Annotated in this window: 12 protein-coding genes; 10 read left to right on the top strand and 2 right to left on the bottom strand. The window is 59.3% G+C overall.

All coding sequences use genetic code 11. The features are described from left to right. Positions 1-5 precede the first annotated feature (5 nt). Positions 6-887, bottom strand: coding sequence for a DUF58 domain-containing protein (locus TBK1r_RS06035; protein WP_095736441.1), 882 nt, complete (start codon positions 885-887; stop codon positions 6-8). After that, positions 877-1,959, bottom strand: coding sequence for an AAA family ATPase (locus TBK1r_RS06030; RefSeq protein ID WP_145208123.1), 1,083 nt, complete (start codon positions 1,957-1,959; stop codon positions 877-879). The genes TBK1r_RS06035 and TBK1r_RS06030 overlap by 11 nt, the downstream gene beginning before the upstream one ends. A 20-nt stretch (positions 1,960-1,979) precedes the next feature. Between TBK1r_RS06030 and TBK1r_RS06025 the strand changes: the two genes are divergently transcribed. The 10 genes from TBK1r_RS06025 (at position 1,980) to TBK1r_RS05980 (ending at position 20,056) form a co-directional block, all read left to right on the top strand. Then, entirely contained in the window at positions 1,980-5,063 is a 3,084-nt protein-coding gene (locus TBK1r_RS06025) for a tetratricopeptide repeat protein (protein WP_145208121.1), read from the top strand. Continuing rightward, complete coding sequence (locus TBK1r_RS06020; protein WP_145208119.1) at positions 5,060-5,896, top strand: DUF4159 domain-containing protein; 837 nt, start codon at positions 5,060-5,062, stop codon at positions 5,894-5,896. Before TBK1r_RS06025 ends, TBK1r_RS06020 begins: the two co-directional genes overlap by 4 nt. 133 nt (positions 5,897-6,029) lie before the next feature. Then, complete coding sequence (locus tag TBK1r_RS06015; RefSeq protein ID WP_145208117.1) at positions 6,030-7,019, top strand: AAA family ATPase; 990 nt, start codon at positions 6,030-6,032, stop codon at positions 7,017-7,019. Positions 7,020-7,048: 29 nt separating this feature from the next. Continuing rightward, positions 7,049-8,026 carry a DUF58 domain-containing protein gene (locus tag TBK1r_RS06010; protein WP_419581020.1) on the top strand — a complete coding sequence of 326 codons (978 nt, stop codon included), beginning with the start codon at positions 7,049-7,051 and terminating at the stop codon, positions 8,024-8,026. Next, positions 8,023-10,146, top strand: a complete 2,124-nt coding sequence (locus TBK1r_RS06005) for a BatA domain-containing protein (protein WP_145208113.1) — start codon at positions 8,023-8,025, stop codon at positions 10,144-10,146. Before TBK1r_RS06010 ends, TBK1r_RS06005 begins: the two co-directional genes overlap by 4 nt. 214 nt (positions 10,147-10,360) lie before the next feature. Beyond that, complete coding sequence (locus TBK1r_RS38370; protein ID WP_419581019.1) at positions 10,361-14,332, top strand: coiled-coil domain-containing protein; 3,972 nt, start codon at positions 10,361-10,363, stop codon at positions 14,330-14,332. Beyond that, positions 14,329-16,728 carry a hypothetical protein gene (locus tag TBK1r_RS05995; RefSeq protein ID WP_145208111.1) on the top strand — a complete coding sequence of 800 codons (2,400 nt, stop codon included), beginning with the start codon at positions 14,329-14,331 and terminating at the stop codon, positions 16,726-16,728. The genes TBK1r_RS38370 and TBK1r_RS05995 overlap by 4 nt, the downstream gene beginning before the upstream one ends. Then, positions 16,725-17,792, top strand: coding sequence for a hypothetical protein (locus tag TBK1r_RS05990; protein ID WP_145208109.1), 1,068 nt, complete (start codon positions 16,725-16,727; stop codon positions 17,790-17,792). Before TBK1r_RS05995 ends, TBK1r_RS05990 begins: the two co-directional genes overlap by 4 nt. Before the next feature lie 644 nt (positions 17,793-18,436). Next, positions 18,437-18,697: a hypothetical protein gene (locus TBK1r_RS05985; protein WP_095736431.1), complete on the top strand. Its 261-nt coding sequence runs from the start codon at positions 18,437-18,439 to the stop codon at positions 18,695-18,697. A gap of 384 nt (positions 18,698-19,081) precedes the next feature. After that, the gene (locus TBK1r_RS05980; RefSeq protein ID WP_145208107.1) at positions 19,082-20,056 is read left to right on the top strand and encodes a LysR family transcriptional regulator; all 975 of its coding nucleotides are present in this window, start codon (positions 19,082-19,084) and stop codon (positions 20,054-20,056) included. The last annotated feature ends 15 nt before the right edge of the window (positions 20,057-20,071 follow it).

The raw sequence follows: 20,071 nt of genomic DNA, 5'->3' as shown, positions 1-20,071 counted from the left end.
CCTCCTTACCGGCGTAGCTTGGGAAGCGAGGTGCGGTGCGACAGGAATCGTGCCAGCAGTGCATCCAGTGGGTCGCTGGTCCGGACTTGGATGTAGTCGATCGAAAGCCGACCACACGCTTTACGTGTTGCGTTCAAGAATTGATCGAGCGCCTCGACGTAACCCTGTCGCAGCGCGCGGGGATTGCAATTGAGCATGTCGTCGCTTTCGAGCCCTTCGAACCGCGTCGCACCGTTGAAAGGGAATTCGATTTCGTCGTCATGCAAAACGTGGAACAAGGCGACGTCGTGTCCCCGCGAACGGAGCACCCGCATCCCTTCGACCAGCGAGTCGATTCCCAACAGGTCTGAAACGATCAGCACCAGCCCACGACGGGGGATCGCCTGGCCGACCTGTTTAGCGACGCGGACCAAATCGGTTCGGCCGTCGGCCCCGACCTGATCCAACATCGACAAGATTCGCGCCAGTTGTTGCTGATTGCTTTTGGCCGGCACGATGTCACGGACTTCGGTGTCAAACGTGATCACTCCGCAGGCGTCTTTCTGGCGCAGAGCCAAATAAGCCAGCGAAGCGGCGATGGACGCGGAGTAATCGAACTTGTTCGTTTCGCCTTCGCCGTACGACATGCTGGCGCTGCGATCGACCAGCAGCGTCAACCGCAAGTTCGTTTCTTCTTCGTACTGTTTGATGTGCAAGCGATCCTGCCGCGCGTACACCTTCCAATCGATATGACGAAGCTCGTCACCGGTGTTGTATTGGCGGTGCTGCAGGAATTCGATCGACTGGCCGAAGTAGGGGCTGCGGTGCATGCCCGACAGGAATCCTTCGACCACACGACGCGCCGTCAATTCCATTCGACGGATTCGCTGCGTGACTTCAGGACGCAAATATTTTTTGGAATCGGGCATCACGCGAAAGCTCGTCTTCGGTCGTCGGTGTCGCCGCTACGATGCGATCGATCACATTGTCACTGGTCACCCCGTCACTTTCGGCGGCAAAATTGACCACCATGCGGTGACGGAGGACGGGTTTGGCCAGTTGTTGGATGTCGTCGATCGAGACATGAAAACGACCTTCCAACAGTGCCCGGGCCTTGCCGCCGAGGATCAGAAACTGGACGGCCCGCGGACCGGCTCCCCAACCGACCAGGTCGTTGACGAAATCCGGCACGCCGTCGTCGCCGACGCGGGTTTGGCGGACCAACGATAACGCGTAACGCACCACGTGATCGCTGACCGGAACCCGTCGCACCAAGTCTTGCAAACGGATGATCTCTTCGGCGTTGAGCACCGCTTGGACGTCGCCGGTTTCCATGCCGGTGGTTCGCCGCGCGACTTCGAACTCCTCGTCAAATGAGGGGTATTCGACATACACCTTGAACATGAAGCGGTCCTGTTGCGCTTCGGGCAACGGGTAGGTGCCTTCCTGTTCGATCGGGTTCTGCGTGGCCAGCACAAAGAACGGATTGGGCAGCGGGTGGCGGGTTCGTCCGACCGTGACCTGCCGTTCCTGCATCGCTTCCAACAGCGACGCTTGGGTCTTGGGCGGCGTGCGGTTGATTTCGTCGGCCAGGATGATGTTGGCGAACAACGGGCCTTCCATGAACCGAAACCCGCGGTGCCCGGTTGAACGGTCCTCTTCGATGATCTCCGTTCCGGTGACGTCGGCTGGCATCAGGTCGGGGGTGAACTGGACGCGAGAAAACGCCAGGTCCATCGTCTGTGCCAGTGTGCTGATCATCAATGTTTTGGCCAGCCCGGGGACGCCTTCGAGCAGAACGTGACCGCGACTGAACAGCCCGATCATGATCTCTTCGATGACTTCCTGCTGTCCGACAATGACTTTGCCAAGTTCCTGGCTGATCTGTTTTTTGGCATCGTGAAGACGTGCCGCGTCGGCTGCCGAAAGCTCGCCCATCGCCGCCCCGTCGTTCCCTGCTGACTCGACCGAGTTATCCATTCCGTTCCCACAATCAAAAGGTGCCACGCTTACTGAACCGCTACAGGATACCAGCCGGACTACGCGCCGGATATAGGAACGCGCCCGAACTGTCTCGATCGACCCTTGCCCTGGTCCGTTCCGCTACAATCGTAGGTTGTGCGATTGAACCGACCCGCCCAATGGTGCCCACCGCCGTGTTTCGACCGTCTGCCTTTCGCGTTGTGCTGCCGCACCGCGCCGTCCCGAGTTGTCACAGTCATCGTGTTTGTCGACACATCACCCAAGTGTCCAGTATCGCGGCGGATCGGACTCAAGGCGGGCAACCGAAACATCATTCCATCATCGCCGCCGGCCGGTTGCGGGCCGCCACATTCGCCTTGTTGGTGTTGCTTCTACCGTGCCATGCCGCGTTGGCGGCCAATTACTCCGAAGCCGAAGCGTTGTTTCTGTCGGGGAAAATTGACGAGGCGGAAGAAATCGCCAAGGCCGAAGTCGACCGGGGGATTTGGAATCGCCGCTGGTCGGAACTGCTGATTCGATGCCAACTGGCGACCGGGCAATACGAACCGGCGTTGGAAACCTACGACGCCGCGATCGGCCGCTATCCGACCAGTTTGCCGCTCCGTGTGCTGGGAATCGATGTCACCCACTTCAACGACCTGCCTGATCGCGCTGCCAGTGAAGCGGCGATGATTCAGCGCTACTTGCAAACCGGCCAGTTGAAGTATGCGACGTCCGATACGCTGATCGCCGCGGGACGTTTTTTTTCCGACAATGGGATCGACGCACGGATCATTCTCAAAAATTTTTACGACCGCGTGCTCGAGACAGATCCCACCAATCTCGAAGCGTTGATCGCCACCGCCGAGCTGGCGATCAGCAAAGGTGATTTTGCCGTCGCCGCCGAAACGGTCGCAAAAGCTCAGCAACGCGACCTCGAAGACGCTCGGCTGGATTACTTGCGTGCCGTCGCGTTGCAGACGTCCAACCCGCAACAAGCTCAAGTGGCACTCGTCCAATCGCTGCGGCTCAATCCGGTCTATGAACCGGCGTTGATCCTGAAAGCGGAAAAGGAGATTGATCGCGAAGACTACGCCGGAGCGGAGGCGACGATCGAGCGGATGCTGAAAACGAATCCCAAGAGCCCTGCTGCGTTCGCGCTCAAGGCCGTGCTCGCCCACCTGGACGGCGACTACGACAAAGAGAAAGCGTTTCGTGAACAGGCACTGCAGTGGTGGCCGACCAACCCCGAAGTGGATCATCTGATCGGACGCAAATTGTCCGACAAGTACCGTTTCGCCGAGGGGGCCCACTATCAGCGATTGGCGTTGACGTTTGATCCCTCGCACATCCCGGCCACGTTCCAGTTGGCGCAAGATCTGTTGCGTCTGGGCGATGATGACGTCGGCTGGAAACTCGCCGAACAGGTCAACACCGAAGATCCGTACAACGTCGTCGCCTACAACTTGATGACACTGAAAGATCGCATCGACGGGTTCGAAACGATCCGTGCCAGCGAGGCCAAGGGAGCGCCGCGTGTCGTCGACGACCCGGTCAGCGAGTTGGGCTTTGAGGAACACCACGAACCGGGAGAGATCCTGATTCGAATGGATCCGCGTGAACGCCAGGTCTATGGCAATGCGGTCGCGGAGCTGTTGTCCGAAGCCAAGCAGGTGCTTTGCGAAAAGTACCAATTGGAACTGACACGCCCCGTGATCGTGGAGATCTTTCCCAAGCAAAGCGATTTCGCGATCCGTACCTTCGGGCTTCCCGGCGGCGAGGGGTTTCTGGGGGTGTGCTTCGGACGCGTGATCACGGCCAACAGCCCGGCGTCGCAAGGGCCGCGGCCGTCGAACTGGAAAAGCGTGCTGTGGCACGAATTTTGCCATGTGATCACGCTGACCAAAACCAAAAACCGAATGCCGCGATGGTTGAGCGAAGGGATCTCTGTCTATGAAGAGCTTGAGCGGGACCCCCGATGGGGACAGTCGATGACCGCCCGTTATCGAGAGATGATCCTGGGCGACGACTTCACCCCGGTGTCCCAATTGAGCGGTGCATTCCTCAATCCGCCCTCACCAACCCACCTGCAATTCGCGTACTACGAATCATCGTTGGTCGTCCGTTACCTGGTCGACCAGTACGGTGCGGAAGCGTTGAACGCGACGCTCGAATCGCTTGCCGAAGGCATTCCGATCAACGAAGCGTTGGCGAAAAACATCGCGCCGATGGAGCGGATCGAAACCGGCTTTGCTGAATATTCGCGCAAGTTGGCCACTGATTTTGGCAGCGGGCTGGAGTTCACGCGGCGCCAGTCGCCCGATGAACCAGGAAATGAAGACGTCGACCCGGCAGAAGTTTTGAAGTGGGCCGAGGAGAACCCCAACAACTATTGGGCCCGCATGACGATGGCACGGGCGGCGCTGGCGAGGAAGCAATACGCCGACGCGGCGGGGCACCTTGCGTTTTTGGTGGAGAAAAAGGCCGCGACGGGCGAATCGGAAGGCGTGCTGGAATCGCTTGCGGTCTGTTACCGCGAACTGGGAGAGGTAGAGAAAGAGCGTGAGGTTTTGAAACAGCTTTTTTCCGTTTCTTCCGATGCTTTACCGAGTTTGCAGCGTTTCATTGAAATGGAGAAATCGCAAAACGACTGGTCGTCGGTGCTGCAGTCTGCCGTCCATGCACTTGAGATTCAGCCGTTCGCGCTGGACGTGCATCAATCGCTGGTGACGGCGTGTCGTGAGCTGGATCAAAGCGAGAAAGCGATCGAATCGCTGCGTGCGCTGCAAGCGATGGATCCGGTGGACGTGGCCGGTCTGGAGTTTCAAATGGCTGAGTCGCTGGCCGCCGCCGGCGAGATCGACGCGGCAACCGAGCACCTGATCGACGCCTTGTTGATCGCGCCGCGGTATCGCGATGCCCACCATTTGCTGCTCGCGCTGCAGCAACAGCCGACGCCGGCGGAGCAAGCTCGGTCGGAGAAGGAGCCTGCCGCGGACGAGAAAACGGCGGATGAGAAGCCCGACGCGACTGAGCAAGACGCGGCCGATTCGCCTGATCCTTCGCCTGCGGGCGAAGCCAAACCGTCCGAGATTCCTGCTGCGGAGAGTGTCGTCGAATGATGCGCCAACGATCCAAGACCTTCGTGATGCTGACGGTGATGTTGGTCGTCGGTGCGGCCGGCATCGCATTGGCCCAGTGGGGACGTCGCTTTCGCAGCATCGAAGAAGACCGTCGTGGCGTTCCGCAGTGGGAGGTCGATCGGCAATTCCCGGGCGACACCTTCACCTTTGCCCGGGTGTACTACGACTCGTATTACGGTCGCGGACGGGGCGGCGGCGGCTGGCGAACGGATTACCCCGACAGTGACCTGAATTTCTCGTTGCGGCTGCAGCAACTGACGACGATCAAAGTTAATCCGGATCCCGTGATCGTGAATCTGACCGACGAAAACCTGTCGGACTATCCGTTCCTGTACCTGATCGAACCCGGCGGGTTGGTGTTCAGTGAAGCCGAGGTGGTGGCGCTTCGCAAGTATTGTTTCAACGGCGGCTTTCTGATGGTGGACGATTTCTGGGGCGACACCCAGTACGAAAACTTGGCGTTCGAACTCGAACGAGTCTTTCCCGATCGCAAGCCTTTCGAAGTCCCGCTGGACCACGAGATCTTTCACAACGTTTACGACATGAAAGAAAAGCCGCAAGTCCCAGCCATCGGCCGGGCTTGGGGATCGGTCACTTGGGAAGACACCCGCGACGGCAGCGACAACAGCGTGCCGCACTATCGCGCGATCGTCGACGACAAGGATCGGATCATGGTCTTCATTTGCCACAACACGGATCTGGGTGACGGTTGGGAACGCGAAGGTGAAGACGAAGAGTACTTTCGTGAGTTTTCGGTCAAAAAGGCCTACCCGATGGGCATCAACATCGTCACCTACGCCATGACTCACTAAACCGCTGCCCGTTATACCCCGCCCAGCGAATCGCTTGTACGAGTGCTATTTCCGTTTTGCCTTTCACCACTTCATCAGCGGCTTCCCGCATCGGGACGCCTTTCATTGTTCGGACCCACCTAGCAACTAGCCAATGACAGTCACTGACACCAACGTGGTCGAGCAGATCCAAGAGGCCCGCGAAAAAATCGTCGGCGAACTTTCCAAAACCATCGTCGGGCAGCACGACGTCATCGAACAGTTGCTGATCAGTCTGCTTGCCGGCGGCCACTGCTTGATCACCGGGCCTCCCGGGTTGGCGAAAACCTTGCTGGTCCGCAGCGTCGCCCAGGTGTTTCACCTTCAGTTCAGCCGCATCCAGTTCACGCCCGACCTGATGCCGGTCGATATCGTCGGGACCGAGATTTTGGAGGAAACGAAGGACGGGCATCGTGGTTTGACGTTTGTCAAAGGGCCGGTGTTTGCCAACGTGATCTTGGCCGATGAGATCAACCGAACGCCGCCCAAGACCCAAGCGGCGATGCTCGAAGCGATGCAAGAACACCAGGTGACGGCGGCCGGCACGCGTTACGAATTGCCCGAACCGTTCTTCGTCTTGGCGACGCAAAACCCGATCGAAATGGAAGGCACCTACCCGCTGCCGGAAGCCCAACTCGATCGGTTTCTGTTCAACGTCAAAATCGATTACCTGCCACCTGAGGACGAGTTGTCGGTGGTGTTGCGGACCACTGCGTCGAAACCCGAGCCGATCAATCCGCTGTTCTCCGGTGAAGACGTGTTGCAGTTTCAACAAACCGTCCGCGACGTCCCGATCGCGACGCCGATCGCCGAATACGCCGTCAAGATCGCTCAAACCACCCGTCCCAATCGCGACGGCTCGCCGGACTTTGTCAACGAATGGGTCGGCTGGGGTGCCGGCACACGCGCCTCGCAAACCCTGGTGCTGGGCGCCAAGGCTCGCGCGTTGTTGATGGGCCGCGCCCATGTCCAAACCGACGACATCGTCGCGCTGGCGCATCCGACGCTGCGTCACCGCGTGTTGCCGACCTACAAGGCCGAAGCCGAAGGGGTCACGATCGAGCAAATCATCGACAAGCTGTTGGAGACGATTCCCAAGCCATGAGCGCCGCCGCGAATGCCGGGGCGCCCCCCGTGCGACGAAACACTGCCGGACCGCCTTCCGCCGGATCGAATTCGAATGCGAATGATCGCGCCGGTGTCGACCCCGCGGCACTGATGCGGATCAAGAGTTTGAAACTGCGCGCCAAGACGGTGGTCGAAGGCTTTTTCTCCGGCTTGCACCGCAGTCCGACCCACGGCAGTTCGATCGAGTTCAGTGAATACCGCGCTTACGTGCCCGGTGATGACTTGCGCAACCTCGATTGGAAGCTCTACGCGCGGAGCGATCGTTACTTCATCAAGAAATTCGAAGACGAGACCAACCGGCGTTGCTACCTGGTCGTCGATCAAAGCCGTTCGATGGGCTATGGATCGATCGAGTACAGCAAGATGGAATATGCCCGTACGGTCGCCGCGACACTGGCCTATTTCTTGACCATGCAACACGACGCGGTTGGTGTGTTGACGTTCGATGCGGAACTCGGTGATTTTCTGCCGGCGAAACTCGGTGCCAAACAATTTCATCAGATTCTGGTCGAACTGTCCCGTCCGGCGGTCGGCAAGGGCACCGACATCGAAGCCCCGCTTCGCCAAGTGACTTCGTTGGTGCCGCGTCGCGGGCTGGTGATTTTGATGAGCGATCTGCTGGCCCCGCCGGGCATGCTGAAGACGCAATTGGCGGCGCTTCGCGCACGCGGCCACGAAGTCGTGTTGTTGCGGATGATCGATCCGGGGGAACTTGAGTTGGGGATCAAGGATCCGGCGATGGTGACTGACGTCGAAACCGGCCGACAGATCTACGTCGACCCGGCCGCGGCGAAAGCCAACTACGCTGAGCGATTCGAGCAACATCGCCGTGAAATCGAATCGATTTGTGAATCGACGGGCGTGGGGTTCTATGAACTGATCACCGACAAACCGCTTGATCTGGCGCTGTCGAGTTTGATCCACGCCAGGAACCGACTCGGCAAGTCGGGGCACCGGTCGATCAGCGAGGGAGTGCGACGATGAGTTTTTTGGCACCGCTGTACTTTCTGGGCGCTTTGGCTGTTGCCGGGCCGATCCTGTTTCACTTGATCCGGCGACAACCCAAGGGCGAAGTCGAATTCAGTTCGCTGATGTTTCTCGATTCGACGCCGCCGCGATTGACACGCCGCAGCCGACTGGAGAATTGGCCGCTGTTGTTGTTGCGATGTGCGGCGATCTTGCTGCTCGCCTTCGCTTTCGCCAGACCGTTTCTGCCGCTGTCGGAATCCGATTCGGTAGAAGGCGTCAAACAGGCGGTGATCGTGTTGATCGACCAGAGTGCGAGCATGAAACGCGCCGGCTTGTGGGACCAGGCGACCAAAAAGGCGAAACAGATTTTGGAGCAGGCAGACGACGAGACCTTGTTTTCGGTGATTGCCTTTGATTCGGTACCGCGAACGATGTTGTCGCTGGAGGAATCCACTCGGTTGGTCGCAGAGACCCGCAAGAGTGCCGCACGGGACGCGATCGATCAATTGTCACCGACATGGGAATCGACCGATGTCGGCAAAGCCATCCGCTACGCCGCCGATCAGGCAGCGCTGCTGGAACTCGGGGAAACGGAGAATGCGTCGTCCACGCCGAACAATCCAAATGCCAGCGCGACGATCGAAACCCGCATCGTGCTGTTGAGCGATCTGCAGTCCGGCGCGGAAATCGAAACGCTGCAAGGATATGAGTGGCCCAGTCGTGTATGGCTGGACATGGAATCGCTGATCGCCACCACTCGCGGAAACGTCAGCTTGCGGGTGATGCCACAGATGCCAGCAGCCGACACCGATGAAGCCATTCGAGAGGCGGCAGCTGATGTCGTTCGTGTCCAGGTGGCGCAAACCGACGATGGCGAGACGTCCACGTTCCGACTGCGCTTCGAAAACCAGGACGAGGATGCCGCAGTGATCCAAGTGCCACCGGGGCAAACGCGTTTCTTTTCGGTCAAGTTGCCCGAATCCGGTGAAGCCGGCGACCCGGTGCGGACGGCGACATTGACCGTTTCGGGAGACCGCGACAGTTTTGACAACACGTTCCATTTCATTCGCCCCAAACGCATCGAGCAAGAAGTTCGCTTCGTCGAAGCATCGCGCAACGCCTCGCGTCCCAGCGAGCCTTCGGCCGAATCCGACTCGGAATCGTCGGTTCGTGAAACCCTCTCGTTCTATGCCAACCAGGTGCCCTGGTCCGACCCCACGCGCGAGGTCACGTTGAAGCGGCGGACCGAGGACGATTGGAGCGAAGGCTTGGATCCGGTGACGACTCCGCTGCTGATCATGAATGCTTCGGCGGTACTGGAGTCCGGCCTCGAGACCATCGAGCAATACCTGGCATCGGGCGGACGTGTTCTGGTGGTGCTCGATCGCGCCGTCGACGACGCCACGGTTGCCGCGCTGGCGAGCTTGCTGCAATCTCCCGAACTGGCGATCGGTGAAACGCAAACGGAAGACTACCGCTTGATCGCTTCGGTCGATTTTAAGTCCGCGCTGATCGCTCCGCTTTCGGATCCCGGGGTGAACGATTTCAGCAACATTCGAATTTGGCAGCACCGGCGGCTTGACGGGCTCAGTGAAATGCCCAGCGTGACGCTGAAGTTGGACGACGGTTCGCCGCTGTTGATCCGACGAGATGTCGCCAACGACGATCCGGATCTTCCCGCTGGTAAGGTTTGGGTCTTGACGAGTGGCTGGCAACCTTCGGAAAGCCAGTTGGCGTTGTCGACCAAGTTTGTCCCGGTCCTGCTGGGCATGTTGGGGCGAAACATGCAGCTCGCCCCGGAATCACTGATCGTCGGTGAATCACTCGGCGACGATGCGATCGCGACCGAACCGGGGTTTGTCGAGGTCGATGGAGAAACGTACGCGGTCAACTTGGATCCAACGGAAAGTGTGACGACGTCGTTCGACCAGGATCGGATCGTCCAGTTCGGTGCCGTCGTCTCGTCGCCGCTGGCGCGACAGCAGGAGCAAACCGCTGAGCGGGCACTGCGCGACATCGAATTGGAAGCACGACAAGGCTGGTGGCAGTGGTTGATCTTGGCCACGCTCGGATTCATCGCGGCGGAAACACTGCTCGCCGCCAAAGACTCCACCCGTCAACAGGCAGCAGCATGATGTTTCATCCAGCAACAATGTGGCAAAAGGTTTCAAACGCCGATCGCATCGGCTCGAGTGTTGGTGTGCAGGCTTTAGCCGCCCACGGTCGCTGTGACGCAGCGACCGCAAGTCGCCTAAAGGCTAGACACCAACGGTTGCTGATGCCCGTGCGATTCGTTTCAGACATCATTTCTTCTCCAAAACCGCGAACTCCGTCCCAGGTGACGAAACGATGAGCGACACCCCCACCACCGGAAACGATCTTCGATTCGATTCCAAACTCGGCATGGCGGAACGTCAACTCGAACGCATTCGTCGTGAGATGAAGCATGTTTCCGGACGTGTCCGATCAAGACACTTTTGGACGTTGTTGGCGGTGTTTGCGATCATCGCGATGTTGTTCGCGTTGATGTTTCGCGGGGCGCAATTGTCCGGGCAAATCGACGATGCCACCACATGGACGTTGATCGTTTCGGTGTTGGTGATCGCGGTGGTTGCGTCGTGGGTTCTGGCGAGCCGATTGGCCGGGGGCGTGCAAGCGACGGTTTCGAAGATCGAAACCGCGTTTCCGGGGTTGGGCGAACGGCTTTTGACGGCGGCTTACCTGGATGACGAACAGACTTCCGGCCCCCTCGGACAGCATCTGATCGGCGAAACACACGACCATTTCCGGTCCCATGATTGGCAGACCGTGGTGTCGACCTTGTCGTTGTGGGCCTCGCGACTGTGTGGCGCCGGTGCGCTGGCCGCTGCGATCGGCGTTTCCATGATCGATTTCCGGCAGGATCCCGACGCGTCGTTGTTGTCGACCTCGCTGATGTCCCAATCAGAAACGCAACAGGACGTGACGGTGTTGCCCGGTGACGTGTCGATCGAACGCGGCACCAGTCTGGTCGTGACCGCCGAATTCAGCGTCTCGGCACCCGAGACCGCGACGCTGATCACGGAGTTCGTCGATGGCCGGTTATCGGAGGTCTTGATGAAACGCAACTTGAGCGATCCGATCGTCGGCGGTTTTCTGTCTCGCGTCGATCAACCGCTGTCTTATCGAATCGAATCGCCGCGATGGAACAGCCAAACGTATTCGGTCGACGTGTTTGAGTTTCCCGAGTTGCGACGTAGCGACGCCGTGCTGGAGTTTCCTGAGTACACGCAGATGAAGTCACGCACCGTCGAAGACACCGTCAAGGTCAGCGTGGTCCAGGGAACCCAGGTGACGTGGCGATTGCTGCTCAACAAACCCGTCGTCTCATGCACGCTGACGACGAAAGGCGGCGAGGTAATCGATTGTTCGCCCGCGACCCGGATCGTCGACCCCAAAACCGATGATCCGACGCAGCGTTATGCCGCCTATGTTGCCACCGTCACGGCGGATCAATCGGAAACCTATCTGTTGAAATTGATTGACGACGAAGAGCGCGAGAACAAGTATCCGCCTGAATTGTCGATCAAGGTGCTGCCGAACAAGCCGCCCAAATTGAAGCTCGAAAAGGCTCGCGACGTGACCGTCTCGGCGCTGCAAGAACTGCCGCTGCGTGCAAGCGTTCGTGACGACTATGGGATTTCGAATTCGGGGATCACGTACCGGATCGAAGATGAACCCGAAGTGACCGTCGAGCTTGCCGAAAACCTGGCTCGCAACGTTGATTCGAGCATCGATCACACACTGGATTTTGAATCGTTGCAGGCGAAACCGGACGACCTGGTTTCATACTATTTTTGGGCTGAAGACATCGGGCCGGATGGAAAACCGCGTCGTACTGAGAGCGATCTGTTCTTTGCCGATGTGCGCCCGTTCGAAGAGATCTTTCGTGAAGGCGCGTCGCCGCCGCCGTCCCAACCCGGCCAACCGTCCGGTCAACAGCAGCAAGCCGAAGAGTTGGCGAAACTTCAAAAACAAATCATCACCGCAATTTGGAATCAAATTCGACTCGAGATGGCCGGCACCAAACCAGCGCCGGAAGACATCCAAACCATCAGTGACTCCCAAACCGAGGCGATCGCCCAGTTTGAAGAGATGGCGGAGAAGTTAACCGACGCAAAATCCAAGGAAATTGGTTTGCGGGCATACGAAGCGATGAACGAGACCGTGAAAAACCTTGCCGCCACGGATCTTCCCGAAGCCCGATCGTCGGCACAACGAAGTTTTTCGAATCTGCTGAAGTTGCGTTCGCGTGAGTTTGAGGTCTCGCGGCAACAGAGACAGCAACAACAAAGCCAAGGCGGCGGAGGCGGCCAGAGTCGACAGCAGCAGCTCGATGAATTGGAACTGGAAGACGACGAGAACCGTTACGAAACGCAGCAACAGGCCCAGCAGCAAACGGCCGAGCAGCAGGCCGCCGCGGAAGATCGCCAGGTTCTCAGCCGGCTTCGCGAGCTGGCCAAACGCACCGAAGATCTGACCGAGGAGTTGGCGAAGCTGCAGTCGGCACTGGAACAGGCCGAGAACGAAGAAGAGGCGGAAGAGATTCGCCGACAGCTGAAACGGTTGCGGGAGCAGCAGCAGGAATTGCTTCGCATGTCCGATGAATTGGAATCTCGCATGCGTTCGCCAGAGAACAGCGAGCGGATGAGCGAGCAAGCCGACCAACTGCAAGAGTCGCGTGAAGACCTGCAGCAGGCGAGCAAGGCGACCGAGGAAAACGATGCCTCAGCCGCACTCGCCGCCGGACGCCGCGCCGAACGCCAACTCGATGAGCTGCAAGAGGAGTTCCGTCAACGTGCCGCCGGCGCGTTTGATGAGACCGTTCGCGAGATGCAGCGGGAAGCGACCGAGCTGAAAAACGAACAAGAGAAAATCGGACGTTCGATGCGAGAGCAAGTGGAAAAGGCCTCTCCAGGGCTCCGCGGTGACGAACAAACCGACGCCGCGCCGAAGCAGTTGGAAGACCAGGCTGAACGTTTCCGCGATCTGGTCGACAAAATGGAGCAGACGGTGCGGGAAGCCGACGAAGCCGAGCCGTTACTGGCGGAAAAACTGTACGACGGTTTCCGTCAGGCGCGTCGGTCTCAAACCGAACAGCAACTACAGAACGCCGCCGAATTGGTCCGACGAGGCTTTATGCCGCAAGCTGAACAATTTGAGCAGGAAGCTGCCAAGGGAATTGAGCAACTGCAAAAAAGCATCGACGAAGCCGCCGACGCGGTGCTCGGCGATTCCACCGAAGGGCTGCGACGCGCCGCCCAACAGCTCGAACAACTCACCCGAGGCGTCGAGCAAGAACTGCAACGGGAGGCTCCCGAAACGCCGGGCGACCAGCAACAAGGCCAGCAACAAGGTCAACAACAAGGCCAGCAACAAGGCCAGCAACAAGGCCAGCAGCAAGGCCAGCAGCAAGGTCAGCAGCAAGGTCAGCAGCAAGGTCAGCAGCAAGGTCAGCAGCAAGGTCAGCAACAAGGCCAGCAGCAAGGCCAGCAGCAAGGTCAACAACAAGGCCAGCAACAAGGCCAGCAGCAAGGCCAGCAGCAAGGTCAGCAACAAGGCCAGCAGCAAGGTCAGCAGCAAGGTCAGCAACAAGGCCAGCAACAAGGCCAGCAGCAAGGACAGCAGCAAGGACAGCAGCAAGGACAGCAGCAAGGCCAGCAGCAAGGCCAGCAGCAAGGACAGCAGCAAGGCCAGCAGCAAGGCCAGCAACAAGGCCAGCAGCAAGGTCAGCAGCAAGGTCAGCAGCAGGGCCAACAGCAAGGTCAACAACAAGGACAGCAGCAAGGACAACGTCAGCAGCCTGGACTGCGTGGCGGACCGCAGCAGTCGTCCGATGCGCCACAATCTCAGCAGGATTCGGCCGGGGGCCGTTTTGCCGCCGAATCACCCAGCGAGGGCGGTGGACCGATCGGTCCTCTGACCGGTGACTTCCGCGCCTGGTCAGACCAAATGCGGGACGTCGAAGAGATGGTCGGTGATCCGGACCTGCGGGCCCGGGCGAACAGTATCCGTGACCGTGTCCGTCAAATGCGAACCGAAATGAAACGACACGGCGAGGCTCCGAAGTGGGAGCTGGTCGAAGACTTGGTGGCCGAGCCGCTGCGAGAGTTAAAGCAAGAAGTCCGCGCCGAATTGCTTCGACGCACGGCTTCAAAGAATGAACTGGTTCCGATCGACCGCGATCCGGTGCCTGCTCAGTTCACCGATGCCGTGCGCCGCTACTACGAGAACCTTGGCAGTGCGGATGTTGAGACGGGTTCGATGGAGTCGCCGAGGTGAGCATGGTCTTCGATTCGTTTCCTGTCGTCTTTGCCGAGCTGGTCATCGGTTCGCCCCAGTGGACGGTCCCCGCGATCATCATTGGGACGGTGTTGACGTTCCTAGTGTTGTGGAACTATTCGACCAGCGGTGGCCGTCGGGTACGGACGGCCTGGCTGGGCGTCACGTTGAAACTGATTGCGATCGCGCTGCTGGCCGTTTGCCTGCTGCAACCGATGCAGCGCGGCGAGCGTCCGCGTCCGCGGGCGAATTTGCTGCCGATCGTCGTCGATACCAGTGGCAGCATGGAGCTGAAGATCGGGCGGTCGACCGAATCGTGGCGTGATCGAATTGAATCCGACATGTCAGCTGATTCGCCGGTGTTTTCGTCGATGGCCCAATTGTTCGAAACGCGGATTTATGGATTCGACAAGCGATTGTCCAGCGCCAGTGAAGTCGTTGATTTGCGTCGCGGAGGGACGGGCAGCCGGTTGGTGGAAAACCTCGGCGAACTTTCGCGGCGGCTGGAAGGACGTCCCGTCGCCGGTGTGCTTCTGATGACCGACGGCAATGTTCCGGGCGTCGCGGAGGAACTCGAGGAATTGCCGGCGCTGAAGTTTCCGGTTTATCCCGTGATCCCCAGCCGTACGACGGGGCTGAATGATTTGCGAATCACCAGCACGACGGTGCGGCAGACCAATTTTGAAATCTCGCCCGTTACCTTGGCGGTACAATTCGCGATCGACGGGTCGTTCCCCGGGCAAGCCATCGCCAGATTGACCGACGTCGCGCTGCAATCGGTGGTTGAAGAGAAAACGGTGCCGCTGCGGTCGGACGAAAAGACATTCAGCGTGTCGTTTCAGTTTCGCCCCGCCGACGTCGGACTGAGGTTCTATCGCGTCGATTTGTTCCGAGAAGCCGATCGAGCGGCATTCGACAAGCTGGACCAATTGATGGACACGCCATCCTCGGAAACCACGCTGGTCAACAACACCCGTTTGATCGCGGTTGATCGAAAGGGCGGGCCATACCGTGTGCTCTACGTCGCCGGTCGGCCGAACTGGGAATTTAAGTTTCTGCGACGCGCGATTTCAGAAGACGCCGAAGTTGAGTTGACCGGTCTGATTCGGATGGCCAACAAGGAGCCCAAGTTCAGCTTCCGAGACAAGGAAGTTTCCAGCACCAACCCGCTGTTTCAAGGACTCGGTGACGACGCCGAAGAAACCGCCGAGCAGTACGACGAGCCGGTGATGATTCGCATCGGTGTCAAGGAAACCGAAGAACTCGCGTCGGGGTTCCCCAAGGTCGAAGAGGAACTGTTCGGATTTGACGCGTTGATCCTCGATGACATCGAAGCGGAGTTCTTTTCGCAAGATCAACTGGAAATGGTTCGCCGATTCGTTTCCTCACGTGGCGGTGGGTTGTTGATGCTGGGCGGCCAAGAGATGTTTCGCGGACGAGCATTTGGTGATTCGTTCCTGGGCGACCTTTCACCGGTTTACGTCAGCCGAACCGATATCGGTTTGCCGGCCGAGTACTCGATGAAGCTGACCCGTGAAGGGATGTTGCAACCTTGGATGCGGCTGCGTAAAACGGCCGACGCGGAAACGAAGCGGTTGCGTACGATGCCGCGGTTCGACTCGGTCAATGTCGTCGGCAGCTTGAAACCCGGTGCCTATCAGCTGGCGACGGTCAGCGGTAGCGACGGTCAGGCTCAACCCGCGATCGCGGTCCAACGGTTCGGTCGGGGCAAAGTTGGTGCGGTCACCGTTGGGGACCTCTGGCGATGGTCGATGCAACCCGATCCACAAAACCCCGATGACTCCGCCCAGGCTTGGCGGCAAATTACGCGATGGCTGGTCGGTGACGTTCCGCGTCGCGCCGAATTGTCGGTCGCGCCCGGACCAGACAACGACGACTCGATGGTGCTTCGTGTCGATGCCCGCGACGAGGCATTTTTACCGTTGGAAAACCCCACGATCACCGTCAACGTGATTCGCCCCGGAGGCGACGCGCTGACGTTGGACGCCAAACCGATCGGAGAAATCCCGGGGGCGTATTCGGTGGCTTACTATGACGACCAACCCGGACAGTACACGGCGACCGCGGAAGTTCGCGCCGAAGACGGTGAGCTGGTCGGCACGCCCACAGTCGGTTGGACCCGTCAAATCGCCGGGCGGGAATTCGACACGCTGGCTGTCAACCAAGCGTTGTTGCAGCGGATTGCCGAGCAAAGTGGTGGCGACGTCATCGCGGAAAAAGATTTGAATCTATTGTCACGGCGGCTGAAGTCCGAGAAAGTCCCCGTGATGGAAACCTGGGTGTTCCCGCTTTGGCACCGCGGGTGGGTGATCGCGTTGGCGCTCGGCTGTCTGTGCGGAGAATGGGGACTGCGTCGATGGAGAGGCCTCGCATGAGCATCGTTTCAAAACAGTGGGGTACGCTTCCAGCTTGCCATGCGGCCAATCCTTGGCCGGGGATCGCAAGCTGGAAGCTTACGCCACTTTGGTTGCTGTTGGTTGTGGTGGGGGCGGTCGCCCGGGCCGACGACGCGGCGAAACCGGTCGACGTGATTGTCGTCGTCGGTGCACCAGGGACCGACGAGTTCGGCGAGGCGTTCGGGCAGTGGTCCGAGACGTGGAAAGCGACCTGTCAGCGGGCCGGGCTCACGATGCAACTAATCGGGCCGGCGGGAGATGACCGCGAAACTCCCGACCGCGACCAACTTCAAGCCGCGTTAAAGCGGTCCGCGTCGGCTGACAGCGTCCGGCCGCTCTGGTTGATCTTGATCGGTCACGGAACGTGGGACGGTGCCTCGGCCGACTTCAATTTGGTCGGCCCTGATGTGAACGCGAAAGAACTCAACACCTGGCTCGATCCGATCGGGCGGCCGCTCGTGATCGCCAACTGCACCTCGTCCAGCGGTCCGTTCGTGAACCGGTTGTCGAGCCGCAATCGTGTCATCGTGACGGCCACCAAGAGCGGATCGGAACAGAACTTTGCCCGGTTCGGCGAATACTTTGCCGCCGCCTTCAGTGCCGCGGACGCCGATTTGGATCACGATGATTCGGTGAGTGTTCGCGAAGCGTTTTTGAAGGCCGCGGTCGATGTGGATCGGTTTTACAAAGAACAAGGCCGCTTGGCGACCGAGCACGCATTGCTGGACGACAACGATGACCGAAAGGGATCGTCGGCGGCGCTGGTGCTGGGCAAAGCCACGTCGAAGGGCGGTGCCAACGTCGACGGGGAATTGGCGAGCCGGTTCAGTATTCCGATCAGCGATGGCGGCGTTAGGCTGACCGACGAACAGCTTGCCTTGCGCGACGAGCTGGAATCGAAACTCCGTGATCTCCGCGACCGGCTCAGCGATGTTGATCCAGAACAGCTTCGCAACGAGGCGCTTCCCATTCTCTTGGAGCTGGCAAAGCTGTACGGCGAAGCGGATGCGTCGGATACCGAGAAAGGGCCTGGGGGTGAATAACGTAAATTCTTGGGTAGTGGACGAGGCGACGAGTCCCCTGCTCAATGCTTGGGTAGTGGACGAGGCGACGAGTCCCCTGCTCAATGTTTGGGTAGTGGACGAGGCGACGAGTCCCCTGCAGTCGGCATATTGGCAGAGGACTCGTCGCCTCGTCCACTACCGCCTACCGGAAACGCAGGGTGATAAGCAGTATTGGCCTGAAGGCTGGACGCCAACTAGACGATGCCCAGCGGGAATCGGAATCGACCATAAGTCATCGGTCCGACGGCGCCGCGTGCCCGTCCAAGTTTGACCAGCATGTCATGGCGGCCATGCTGTCACGCGGCGAGGATCATCCGGTTGCGTCGCGATTTCCGATCGATTCAGTGATTCGTGTTTTGTCGATGACCCAAGCGTTGTCGCTATCATCTTGATCCGTCCGGCATGCGTGGTCCGTAGAAATGACTCTACGAAAGCTTAGGTCAGGATACGTCTTAGCGCGGACGTGACGTTCCTAGCGTCTGGGTTGCTCCCGCTGATTTGCAAGCATTGCGTTGGACGATGGACTTGTTAGGCACCAATCGCCGGAGCCGATCCTTGCGGGGGATTTCCCGCAGGCGATCGTTCGGCAACCCCCTGACCACCTTTTCCGGAGACACCTTCCGATGTGGCGTGCATTTTTTATTGCGCTGGGCATCATGGCGATCATCGTCGGTTTCGAATCGCTGGTGATCGACAGCGCGAACATCTACTCCGATCGCGGTTCGAGCGCCAAAGAGTTTTTCAGTCCCTCCACGATCGCCGGACAGACCACGATCACCTGGCAGCCCAAAGAGTGGTTTCCGTGGTTGGTGTTGAGCGTAGGGTCACTGATCGTGATCTACTCGTTCACGCTTCCCCAGCGATTCAGGCCCAGCGGTGATTGAGCATCGCGGTGATCGCGGTGATTGAGCATCGCAGGGATCGGGCGTCGTATCCGGATCCCGCGCGGACCTTTGGATTCGATCTACCGGTGCGCGATGCGTGATGGAACCATGGCGGCTCATGGCGGCTCATGGCAGCTCGTTTCGGCACGGATTGGCGGCGGGCTCCGGCATGTTCTGTGCCGCGAAATACGAGTGCCGCACTCGATCCCCCCGAATGATATCAACATTCTGGGCAGATAGTGGCGGATCAAGTCGCCTTAGGTGCCCTGATGGTGGACGCCGGCTTCCGTGGCTTGACGACGGTTTCAAGCCTGTTTACCTTCGCATTAGCAAGTCCGAAGTGTCTCGGCTGGCAGCATTAGGCCATCTAATACTGGATCACGATTGCAACTACGAACGCTTGAGATTTTCTGTGACGTCGCCCAGCTGCGTAGCTTTTCCAAAGCTGCGGACGCTCGTGGCGTGACGCAGAGTGCGGCCAGTCAAGCGATCCAACATCTCGAAGAAGCACTCGGCGTTCAACTGATCGATCGTTCGACACGACCGTTGTCGCTGACCGCCGCGGGGGCCAACTATCACTGCGGACTGCGAGAGATTTTGGCGGAGTATCACCGTTTAGAAGAGCGCGTGATCACGGCCGGGCGCGGCTTGACCGGACCGTTGCATGTCGCGGCGATCTATTCGGTGGGACTGAGTTACATGCCCGAAGCGATCGAGGAGTTCGGTCGTTTGTATCCGGATGTCGATGTGCGAATCGGTTACGGTCAAAACGAGGCCGTGATCCGAAACGTGCTCAACGGCGATGCGGAGATCGGGCTGATCAGTTTTCCCAAGACGAACAAGCAACTCGTCGTGGTGCCGTGGCAGAAGGAACCGGTACGACTGGTTTGTGCCTCCGGGCATCCGTTGGCTCGCCGCAACGAAGCGGAGTTGTCGGATCTGGATGGCATCGAGATGATCGGATTCGACCGCAGCCTGGAGTTGCGCCGGATGATCGACGCGACGCTGAAACGATCCGGGATCCGGGTGGATTTTCGAAACGAATTTGACAACGCCGATTCGATCGTGCGTGCGATCCAGGCCAATGACGGCGCGGGGTTTCTGCCCGAGGCGGCGGTGCGGCGGGAAACCGCGACCGGTGCGTTGCGAGTGGTGGCCTGTCGTGCGTTACGGATGGTCCGTCCCCTTGGGATCGTGTTCCGGCGTTCGGGCCGGCCGAGTGCCGCCGGTTACGAATTCGGATCGCTGTTGTTGGGCCGCCCCTTGGAACCCGACCGAGACAAACCCGGCGGACGCGGTCGGCATAAGTCGCAATCGCAGGGGCCGCCGATCGTCCCCGGTACCTCCGTCGTCGCTTAGCACGCTGCGACAACC

This window comes from Stieleria magnilauensis (genome assembly GCA_007753675.1).
Lineage (GTDB): Bacteria > Planctomycetota > Planctomycetia > Pirellulales > Pirellulaceae > Stieleria > Stieleria magnilauensis.
The sequence above is the reverse complement of the archived record's forward strand: the minus strand, read 5'-3'. Positions and strand labels throughout refer to the sequence as shown.